The following is a 9427-nucleotide window of genomic DNA, read 5'->3' as shown; positions in this document are numbered from 1 at the left end:
AGTCCGCGCCGGCCGCTCCGGCGCCGGCCGCCAGCGCCCCCGAGCCGCCGGCCTCGGAGATCACGGCCAGTTCCCCGCCGACGGCGACGGTGTCGTCCTCGTGCGCGATGATCCTGCTCAACACCCCCGACGCCGGTGCCGGGATTTCGGTGTCGACCTTGTCGGTGGAGACCTCCAGCAACGGCTCGTCCGCGGTGACGGTGTCACCCTCCTGTTTGAGCCAGCGGGTCACGGTGCCTTCGGTGACGCTCTCGCCGAGTGCGGGCATCTGGACGGAGACGGCCATGTGAGTTGACTCCTGTCGTCGATCGACCTCTGGCTTACCACAGCGTGGTAGCCCAATCCTGTCATTGTCGGGCCCCGCATCGGCGCGTAAGCGCAAAGCTCGATCGCTCTGGCACCATCGAAAGAGCGGCAACCCGAGAGGAGACGGCGGCGTTGGGCCTGTTCGACAGGATCCGCCGGAAGCGGCGGGGCGACTCGCAGGCCGTTCCCGACCTGCGCTACCTCAGCGAGTGGGCCGCCGCCCGCTCCGGGGTTGAGGCCTACGTCGAACCGCAGACCGCGGTCACCCCGATGACGGTGGTGCTGGTGGCCTCCGACGGCCAGTGGACCCGTCGGCCCGCGGGCGGACCCGCCGGGGCCCGGCGCGTCGGGCAACGCCTGGGCATCCCGGTCTACGACGTCCTCAAGGTGGGCTATCCGCAGCGGATGCGCGACTTCGACGCCCGCAGGCGCATCGAGCGCCGCCGCACCCTGCGTGGCGAACTCGACGGGCAATAATCATCGGATGCCGGCTCGCCACATCGAATCGACCGACGGGACCCGCATCGCGGTCTACCAGGAGGGCAATCCGCGAGGGCCGGTCGTCGTCTTCGTGCACGGCTGGCCGGACTCGCACGTGCTGTGGGACGGCGTGGTCGAACTGCTGGCCGACAGATACCGGGTGGTCCGCTACGACAACCGCGGAGCCGGCGAGTCGGCGGTGCCCCGCGACGTCGCCTCCTACCGGCTGACGACCCTGGCGGACGACCTCGGCGCCGTCATCTCCCAACTGGCTCCCGCCGACAAGGTCCACCTGGTCGCCCATGACTGGGGCGCGGCGACGGCGTGGGAATTCGTCACCCGCGCCGGGGCGGCCGACCGGGTCGCGTCCTACACCTCGATTTCCGGCCCGGACCCGGGTCACCTCGGCATCTACCTGCGGTCGGCTCTGGCCCGCCCCTATCGGCCCCGCCGGTTCGCCCGCGCTCTCGCCCAGGCCGCCCACTTCGGCTACATGATCGGCTTCGCGATCCCGGTGATCGCACCGGCGGTGATGCGGGCGTTCCTGGCCGGCTGGATCAACCGCCGGGTGATCACCGCGGGTATTCCGCCGCAACGGCGCTACCAGGGCCCTGGCTTCGTCTCCGACGCCGTCAACGGCCTGAGGATTTACCGGGCCAACTTCCTCCCCTCGCTGACCCGGGCGCAGCGCGGCCGCTACGTCGGGGTCCCGGTGCAACTGCTGGTCAACACCGAGGACAACGCTGTCCGGCCCCATGTCTATGAGGACACTCCGCGCTGGGTCTCGCGGCTGTGGCGCCGGGACATCCGGGCCGGACACTGGTCACCCATGTCGCACCCCCACGTCGTGGCCGGCGCTGTCGACGAGATGGTCCGCTTCATCGACGGCGGACCGCCGAGCCGTTCGCTGCTTCGCGCCGAGGTCGGCCGGCCGCGAAAGACCTTCGGAGACTTGCTGGTTGCCGTCACCGGGGCGGGTAGCGGCATAGGCCGTGCCACCGCGCTCGCCTTTGCCGCCGAGGGTGCGGAGGTGGTGGTGGGTGACATCGACGAGGCTGGTGTCACCGAAACCGCCACGCAGGTCCACGCTGCCGGCGGCACGGCACACCCGTATGTGGTCGACGTCGCCGACGCCGGCGCGGTGGAGCGCTTCGCCGAGCGGGTCTGCGCCGAGCACGGCGTACCCGACATCGTGGTCAACAACGCCGGCATCGGGATCGCGGGAGCGTTTCTGGATACCCCCGCCGAGGAATTCGACCGGGTGCTCGACGTCAACCTCGGCGGTGTGGTCAACGGCTGCCGGTCGTTCGCCCGCCGCCTTGTCGAGCGGGGGACCGGGGGGCACATCGTCAACGTCGCCTCGATGGCGGCCTACGCGCCGCTGAGCTCGCTGAGCGCCTACTGCACGTCCAAGGCCGCGGTGTACATGTTCTCCGACTGCCTGCGCGCCGAGCTCGACGCCGCCGGGGTGGGTCTGACCACGATCTGTCCGGGGCTGATCAACACCAATATCGTCTCGGCCACCGGGTTTCACGCCCCCGACGGGCGTGACTCGGCGGTGCCCGTCCGTCGGGCCCAGCTCGAGCGGATGTTCGAACTACGCCGCTACCCCCCGGAGAAGGTGGCCGCTGCGATCCTCGCGGCGGTGCGCAGCGGGAAGGCGGTCCGGCCGGTGACCCCGGAGGCCTACCTGCTCTACGGAACCTCGAGGTGGTTTCCCCCGGTGCTGCGCAGCACCGCCCGCGGCCGCGTGGTGTGACGGCGCTGTCGTGTCGCCGCTCACCCGTTCGCGGCTGGTGTCGTTTCGCCGCTCACCCGTTCGCGGCGATGTCCTCGCATGCCGCGAACAGTGTCCGGACCGGCACCCCGGTACCGCCCTTGGGGGTGTATCCCCACGGCGCGGTGGTGTTATAGGCCGGCCCGGCGATGTCGATGTGGGCCCACTGCACGCCCTCGGCGACGAACTCGCTCAGGAACACCCCGGCCACCAGCATCCCGGCGAAGCGCTGTGAACTGATGTTGGCGAGGTCGGCCACCGTGGACTTGAGTTCGTCTTTGAGTTCCTCGGGAAGCGGCATGGGCCAGCCGTTCTCGCCCTCCCGCTGGGACAGCGCGGCCACCCGGTCCCGGAACTCCGCACTGCCCATCACCCCGGGGATGCGGGCGCCGAGTGCGACGGTCTGCGCGCCGGTCAGCGTCGAGGTCTCGATCAGGTAGTCGGGGGAGTCCTCGCAGGCCCGCACGATGGCGTCGGCCAGGATCAGCCGGCCCTCGGCGTCGGTGTTGAGCACCTCCACGGTGACGCCGCCGTACTGGGTGAGCACGTCTCCGGGGCGTTGGGCGGTTGCCGACGGCATGTTCTCGGCCATCGGGACGGTGGCGACGACGTCGATCGGTAACTTCTGGTCCGCGATCAGCACCATGGTGGCGATCACCGCGGCCGCTCCGGCCATATCCGAGGTCATGTGGTGCATCTGGGCGGCCGGCTTGATCGAGATTCCACCCGTGTCGAAGGTGATGCCCTTGCCGATCAGCGCCACCTTGGGGACCTTCCCCTTGCGGCCCTTCGAGCCCCGATAGGTCAGCCGGACCAGGCGGGGCGGGTTGGCCGAACCCTTGCCCACCCCGATGATTCCGCCGTAGCCGGCCCTGGCCAAGGCCTTCTCGTCGAGGACTTCGACGGCCAGCCCGGCGTCAGTACCCAGAAGCTTTGCACGCCTTGCGAATTCGTCGGGATGCAGATGGCTGGGCGGGGTATTGACCAAATCGCGGGCAGTGGCGACCGCCGAGGCGACCGCCACCGAACGGGCTGCCCGGTTCCTGGCGCCGGAGGAGGTGCTCAGGGCGGTGATCGCCGTCAGGCCGGGCTCGGTGGGGGCGGTCTTCTCGGAGCGAAACTCGTGCATCTGGTAGGCCCCGAGGATCAGACCTTCGATTGCCGCGTCCAGATGCAGTTCGGAGAGCAGGGTGATGACGGTCGGCACCCCGCTCAGCGAGCGCGCGGCAACTCCGGAGGCGCGGCGGATCGCCTCGGCCGGCCAGTCGTCGCGCGGGGCCCCGAGTCCGACCGCGAGCACGCTGCCCACCGGAAGCGACGGCACATGCAGCCGGGTGAGCTGCTCGGGACCGGCCTTGGCGCCCAGCGCCCGCAGCGCCACCTCGATCTCGCCAATGGCCTCGGCGTCCAGGAACGGTCCGCCGACGACCTTGGGTGCGGCGTCCTTGCCCGGGCCGCTCACGATCGGCACGAGCAGGACCGCCGATCCGGAGCGGCGTTTGGGGACGGCGGTGGCGACGGTGACGGCGGGGGCGGTGTAACCGGGGTGGGTGCTCACCAGCGACACCCTAATCGGACGGGCACTAGGGTTGGCCCCGTGACTGACGGTGTGACCGACGGATCCCATCTGCTGCACGGCCCGCTGGAGAGCCGCCATCGCGATCGCGGTGCCACCTTCGCCCCGTTCGGCGGGTGGCTGATGCCGGTGTCCTACGCGGGCACCGTCGGCGAGCACACCGCGACCCGCGAGGCGGTCGGACTGTTCGACGTCAGTCATCTCGGCAAGGCGCTGGTCTCCGGTTCGGGCGCCGCGGCTTTCGTCAACTCCGCGCTCACCAACGACCTGGGTCGCATCGGTCCGGGTAAGGCCCAGTACACGCTGTGCTGTGCGGCCGACGGCGGGGTGGTCGACGACTTGATCGCCTACTACGTCAGCGACGACGAGATCTTCCTGGTTCCCAACGCCGCCAACACCGCCGCGGTGGTGGCCGAGTTGCAGAAGGCTGCCCCGCAGGGGATCTCGGTGACCGACCAGCACCGCTCCTACGCTGTGCTGGCGGTACAGGGCCCGCGATCGGCCGAGGTGCTGGCCGCCCTGGGCCTTCCGGCCGAGATGGACTACATGGGCTACGTCGATGCCGACTACGACGGCGTGCCGGTCCGGGTGTGCCGCACCGGCTATACCGGCGAGCACGGGTACGAACTGCTGCCGACGTGGGACTCCGCACCCACGGTGTTCGATGCGCTGGCCGCCGAGGTGGAAGGCCGGGGCGGGCAGTTGGCGGGCCTGGGTGCGCGAGACACGCTGCGCACCGAGATGGGCTACCCGCTGCACGGTCACGAACTGTCGCTGGAGATTTCACCGCTGCAGGCCCGATGCGGGTGGGCCGTCGGGTGGTCCAAGGATGCTTTCTGGGGCCGCGACGCGCTGCTGGCGGAGAAGGCGGCCGGCCCCCGCCGTCTGCTGCGCGGACTCCGAGCCACCGGCCGCGGCGTGCCGCGCGCCGAGATGGTGGTGCTGCGGGATTCCCAGCCGGTGGGGGTCACCACCTCGGGGACTTTTTCCCCGACGCTCGGCGCCGGCATCGCTCTGGCCCTGATCGACTCGGATGCCGAGGTGGCCGACGGCGCGCAGGTCAGCCTCGACGTCCGGGGACGTTTGCTGGACTGTGAGGTCGTCAAGCCGCCGTTCGTCGATGTCAGGACCCGATAACGCGGTTATAGAATCCCCGCTATGCCCCAGACCACGCTCGACTTCGCGGTGCAGCGCAGTGCCGCGCCTGCGAGCGAGGCCGAGCGGGCCGCGATCCTGGCCGACCCCGGCTTCGGCCGCTACTGCACCGACCACATGGTCTCGCTGCTCTACAACCACGATCGCGGGTGGCACGACGCCCAGGTACTGCCCTACGGCCCGATCGAACTGGACCCGTCGGCGATAGTGCTGCACTACGCCCAGGAGGTCTTCGAGGGCCTCAAGGCCTACCGGTGGGCCGACGGGTCGATCGTCTCGTTCCGCCCCGAGGCCAACGCCGCGCGGCTGCGCGCCTCCGCGCGCCGGCTTGCCATCCCCGAGCTGCCCGAGGGCTTGTTCATCGAGTCCCTTCGTCAGCTGATCGCCGTCGACCACGAATGGGTGCCGGGCGCCGGGGGCGAGGAGTCGCTGTATCTGCGGCCGTTCATCATCGCCACCGAACCGGGCCTGGGTGTGCGCCCGTCGGCGGAGTACCGGTACCTGGTGATCGCCTCTCCGGCCGGGGCCTATTTCAAGGGCGGCATCAAACCGGTCAGCGTCTGGCTTTCCACCGAGTACGTCCGCGCCAGCCCCGGTGGCACCGGCGCGGCGAAGTTCGGCGGCAACTACGCCGCCTCACTGCTTGCTCAGGCCGAGGCCGCCGAGCACGGCTGCGACCAGGTGGTGTGGCTGGATGCCATCGAACGCCGCTACATCGAGGAGATGGGCGGGATGAACCTGTTCTTCGTCTTCGGTAGTGGCGGTTCGGCCCGGCTGGTGACTCCCGGGCTCAGCGGTTCTCTGCTGCCCGGCATCACCCGTGACTCGCTGCTGCAGTTGGCCGGGGACGCCGGATTCGCGGTGGAGGAGCGCAAGATCGACGTCGAGGAGTGGCGCAAGGGTGTCGCCTCGGGGGAGATCACCGAGGTGTTCGCCTGCGGGACGGCGGCGGTGATCACCCCGGTGGCGCAGGTCAAGTACGGCCAGGGCGAGTTCACCGTCGGCGACGGGGAACCCGGCGAGGTCACCATGGCGTTGCGCGACACCCTCACCGGAATCCAGCGCGGCACCTTCGCCGATACGCATGGTTGGATGACCCGGCTCCGCTGACGCTGCGCGGGTGGGGTTGGACGACCCGGCTCCGCTGACGCCTCGGCTATCCCGTCGCCACCGTGTTGCGGCCGGCACGCTTGGCCTGGTAGAGCGCAGCGTCGGCGCGGGCCATCCAGGACGTCAGATCATCATCGGCGTGCAGTTCCGCCGCACCGATGCTGACGCTGAGTGAGAACAGCTTCTCAAACGGTACGTCGTTGATGCGCTGACGCAGCTTCTCCGCCGCGGCGACCCCGTCGCGCAGGCCGCAGTAGCGCAGCAGAATGACGAATTCCTCACCGCCCCAACGGCCTACCACGTCGGTGGTGCGAATGAGTTCGCGCAGCCTACTGGCGACCTCCATCAGAACCCGGTCGCCGGTCTGGTGCCCGTGACTGTCGTTGATGTCCTTGAAGCGGTCGATGTCCACCACCAGCATGGTCAGCGCCTGGCCGTGCCGCTGTGCCCGGGCCAGGTCGGCGGAGAGCAACTCGCCGGTCCGCCTGCGATTCCACAGGCCCGTCAGCGGGTCCGTCACCGCCAGTTCGGTCAACTCGCTCTCAAACCGCTTGCGCTCGCTGACATCGCGTGTGACGCCGAGGATCTCCACCACCCTGCCGTCGGCGTCGATGTGCGGGATCACCTGAAGCTCACCGATCATGATGGAGCCGTCCCTGCGGAAGTACTCGAGCTCACCGCGGAACTCGGGCAGCTCGGTTCTCCCGGCGACGGCGGCGAACAGTCGCACGAAGTAGTCGCCCACGACGGCGGCTGACTCCGGCGGGTGAATGTCCTCGAGCGTCTGGAGCATGGCCTGCTGGGGAGTGAACCCGCGCACCCGCTCGACGGCCGGGCTGATGTAGGTGATCGTGCCGTCCAGCGCCATCGTCCAGATCACGTCCCAAGCGTTCTCGGCGAGCAGCCGGTGGCGCTCCTCGGAGCGGCGCAACTCCGCTTCCATCTCGTGCACGCGGGTGATGTCCTGCATGGCGCCATCGAGCACCACCGAATTGTCCGCCCGCCGCGAGCACTGCACCCAGCCGCGGCTGTACACGGGTCGCCCGCTGACGTGCCGCCACTTGAGGTCTACCCACATGCTCTGGCCGGGCCGCATCGATCGCATGGCCTCGAAGGTGCCGATCGACTCGGGGTCGATCCGCTCGACCATCGCCTCGGCCTCGGCGGGCGTGGTGCCGAAACGCTGGCCCACCAGTTGGGTTCGTGTTCCGCCGTTGACGAACTCCAGTGCGAGGTCCGGGCGGATCCGGAGGATGAAGAACACGAAACCGGCGCTGTCGGCGACCAGCTGGAACCACCGGGAATCGGGCGGATCGCCGGTCGGGATCTCCGAGTCAGTCATCGTGCACCTCCTCGAAACGCCCCGACTTCTCCGATAACTTTATCCGGTAAACACTGCCGTGCTTCGGCCCCGCCGGATCCGGCGGCGGGCGGTGGGGCGGGAACTTCAGCAGCGGCATGATCCGCCGCACGAGCAGCGCCATCCCGGCGTCGCGGTCGGGGCCGTGGCATTCCTCGAACCGGCCCCGGGCGATCACGCTGCGCCAGTTGGACAGGTCATCGACCCGCTCCACCTCGACGCAGACCTCCGGGTGGGAGCGCATCGCGCGAAGCTTCACGCCGTCCATCCCGTGTCCCCAGAGGTATGTCCCGTCGTAGGCGTAACTCACCGGAACGACGTAGACCCGCCCGTCCTCGTCGATGCAGCCGATCCTGGCGATCACCTCGGCGTGCAGCAGTTCCTCGATCTGCGACGCGGTGAGTTCACCGAGCATGCTGTGCCCCTTGCGGTTCGGTTGATCAGGCGCGGATCGCCAGTCCGATCAGCGTGACGGTGGTGGCCACCTCGACGGCCGCACCCATGACGTCGCCGGTGATCCCGCCGAAGCGGCGCACGCAGTGGCCGACGAGCGCCGCAGAGGCGAGCAGGGCGAGCGCCACCACCGCGGGCCCCTGCCAGGGCCGCTCGGTGGCCAGCACCGCGAAACCGACCACCGCCGCGACCCATGCCACGACCGCTGCGGGTCGCTGGCTGCCGGCCACCCGGGCGCCCAGGCTGCTGCCGGGTGCGGCCGGCACTCCGCGCCTGCCGGCCAGCACGGCGGCCACCCGGCCGGCGGCGACACCGGTGACCGCGGCCGCCACCCCGGTCGCGCCCGGGGGCAGGGCTGCGAACGCGGCGGCCTGGGCCAGGATCGCCACACCGACGGCCGCGACGCCGAAGGGACCGGTCGACCCGTCGCGCATCACCGCCAGCGCGCGCGGCGGCGGACCGTAGCAGCCCAGGCCGTCCGCGGTGTCGGCAAGGCCGTCGACGTGGATGCCGCGGGTCAGCATCAGCAGGCAGCTCACGGCGAGCAACCCGGCCAGCATGCTGTGCGGGCCGAAAGCCCACCTGCCGGTCCAGAGCACCGCGGCCGCTGCCAGCCCGAGGATCACGCCGACGACCGGCAGGGCGGTGATCGTCGCGCTGTCCGGCCCGCGGTCACCGCGGCCGACCGGCAGCACGGTGGCGAAGCCGAAAGCGCTTGCCAGACCGGTCATCAACGCCGGCTCGGGGGTCCGGAGACGCCTGCGTCGGTGAAGGTCGCCATCGACGACAGGGTGGCCACCGCCGCTCTGACGACCGGCAACGACTCTGGTGGCCGCGGTGACCGGTGTCGAACCGGTGGCGGCAGTGGGCCGGGGCACCGGGATCGACGACGCGGCATGGTGCCGCAAGACCGCGGCCGTTCGCGACGCGCTCTACCGGTCCCGGGCCGTGCACGGCGATCCGCTGCGGCTGCTGGCCGCCTGCGGGGGAGCCGACCTGGCCGCCATAGCCGGATTCTGCGCGCAGGCCGCGGTCACCACCAGGCCGTCGAGCAGCACGGGGGTTCGGCGGACGGCGGACTGCGCGCAGAATCCGGCGATGGCGGCCAGGTCGGCTCCGCCGCAGGCGCCCAGCAGCCCCAGCGGATCGGTGTGCACGGCCCGGGAGCGGTAGAGCGCGTCGCGAACGGCCGCGGTCTTGCGGCACCACG

At 70.5% G+C, this 9427-nt stretch carries 9 protein-coding genes and 2 pseudogenes; 5 read left to right on the top strand and 6 right to left on the bottom strand.

Annotated features, from left to right (window positions below; genetic code table 11):
- Window positions 1–286 (bottom strand): biotin/lipoyl-containing protein (locus ACKOQ4_RS03050; RefSeq protein ID WP_526288693.1); only part of this gene is annotated, 286 nt, incomplete at its 3' end.
- Between the two features lie 152 nt (window positions 287–438).
- Between ACKOQ4_RS03050 and ACKOQ4_RS03045 the strand changes: the two genes are divergently transcribed.
- Both ACKOQ4_RS03045 and ACKOQ4_RS03040 read left to right on the top strand, forming a co-directional pair.
- On the top strand, window positions 439–783 hold the full coding sequence (locus ACKOQ4_RS03045) for an oxidoreductase (protein ID WP_526288691.1): 345 nt from the start codon (window positions 439–441) through the stop codon (window positions 781–783).
- Between the two features lie 7 nt (window positions 784–790).
- Complete coding sequence (locus tag ACKOQ4_RS03040; RefSeq protein WP_526288689.1) at window positions 791–2545, top strand: SDR family oxidoreductase; 1755 nt, start codon at window positions 791–793, stop codon at window positions 2543–2545.
- Between the two features lie 52 nt (window positions 2546–2597).
- Here the strand turns inward: ACKOQ4_RS03040 and ACKOQ4_RS03035 are convergent, their stop codons facing one another.
- Complete coding sequence (locus ACKOQ4_RS03035) at window positions 2598–4121, bottom strand: leucyl aminopeptidase (RefSeq protein WP_526288687.1); 1524 nt, start codon at window positions 4119–4121, stop codon at window positions 2598–2600.
- A 51-nt stretch (window positions 4122–4172) separates the two neighbouring features.
- Here ACKOQ4_RS03035 and gcvT point away from each other — a divergent pair, with 51 nt between their 5' ends.
- Together gcvT and ACKOQ4_RS03025 are read left to right on the top strand one after the other, a co-directional pair.
- Window positions 4173–5276, top strand: coding sequence for a glycine cleavage system aminomethyltransferase GcvT (gene gcvT / locus ACKOQ4_RS03030; RefSeq protein WP_526288695.1), 1104 nt, complete (start codon window positions 4173–4175; stop codon window positions 5274–5276).
- Between the two features lie 21 nt (window positions 5277–5297).
- A complete protein-coding gene (locus ACKOQ4_RS03025) occupies window positions 5298–6404 on the top strand; it encodes a branched-chain amino acid aminotransferase (RefSeq protein WP_526288685.1) in 1107 nt (368 codons plus the stop codon).
- 46 nt (window positions 6405–6450) lie between these two features.
- Here the strand turns inward: ACKOQ4_RS03025 and ACKOQ4_RS03020 are convergent, their stop codons facing one another.
- The 3 genes from ACKOQ4_RS03020 to ACKOQ4_RS03010 are packed head-to-tail and all read right to left on the bottom strand — an operon-like array spanning window position 6451 to window position 8951.
- Complete coding sequence (locus tag ACKOQ4_RS03020; RefSeq protein ID WP_526288683.1) at window positions 6451–7746, bottom strand: sensor domain-containing diguanylate cyclase; 1296 nt, start codon at window positions 7744–7746, stop codon at window positions 6451–6453.
- Entirely contained in the window at window positions 7739–8179 is a 441-nt protein-coding gene (locus ACKOQ4_RS03015; protein WP_526288681.1) for a pyridoxamine 5'-phosphate oxidase family protein, read from the bottom strand. Before ACKOQ4_RS03015 ends, ACKOQ4_RS03020 begins: the two co-directional genes overlap by 8 nt.
- Before the next feature lie 25 nt (window positions 8180–8204).
- On the bottom strand, window positions 8205–8951 hold the full coding sequence (locus ACKOQ4_RS03010; protein ID WP_526288679.1) for an adenosylcobinamide-GDP ribazoletransferase: 747 nt from the start codon (window positions 8949–8951) through the stop codon (window positions 8205–8207).
- A gap of 82 nt (window positions 8952–9033) precedes the next feature.
- On the opposite strand from ACKOQ4_RS03010, the pseudogene ACKOQ4_RS03005 reads away from it, so the two are divergent.
- Window positions 9034–9294 (top strand): annotated as a pseudogene (locus ACKOQ4_RS03005) (nicotinate-nucleotide--dimethylbenzimidazole phosphoribosyltransferase); the annotation flags it as partial.
- On the opposite strand, the pseudogene ACKOQ4_RS03000 reads toward ACKOQ4_RS03005, so the two are convergent.
- Window positions 9197–9427 (bottom strand): annotated as a pseudogene (locus tag ACKOQ4_RS03000) (nicotinate-nucleotide--dimethylbenzimidazole phosphoribosyltransferase); the annotation flags it as partial. The pseudogenes ACKOQ4_RS03005 and ACKOQ4_RS03000 overlap by 98 nt on opposite strands.

The organism is Mycobacterium sp. (genome assembly GCF_046095365.1).
GTDB lineage: Bacteria > Actinomycetota > Actinomycetes > Mycobacteriales > Mycobacteriaceae > Mycobacterium.
The sequence above is the reverse complement of the archived record's forward strand: the minus strand, read 5'-3'. Positions and strand labels throughout refer to the sequence as shown.

What these genes read in the sequence shown, in the direction of transcription:
- ACKOQ4_RS03015 (WP_526288681.1), bottom strand. Translation starts at nt 8,179, where the DNA reads ATGCTCGGTGAACTCACCGCGTCGCAGATCGAGGAACTGCTGCACGCC.
- ACKOQ4_RS03025 (WP_526288685.1), top strand. Translation starts at nt 5,298, where the DNA reads ATGCCCCAGACCACGCTCGACTTCGCGGTGCAGCGCAGTGCCGCGCCT.
- ACKOQ4_RS03020 (WP_526288683.1), bottom strand. Translation starts at nt 7,746, where the DNA reads ATGACTGACTCGGAGATCCCGACCGGCGATCCGCCCGATTCCCGGTGG.
- ACKOQ4_RS03040 (WP_526288689.1), top strand. Translation starts at nt 791, where the DNA reads ATGCCGGCTCGCCACATCGAATCGACCGACGGGACCCGCATCGCGGTC.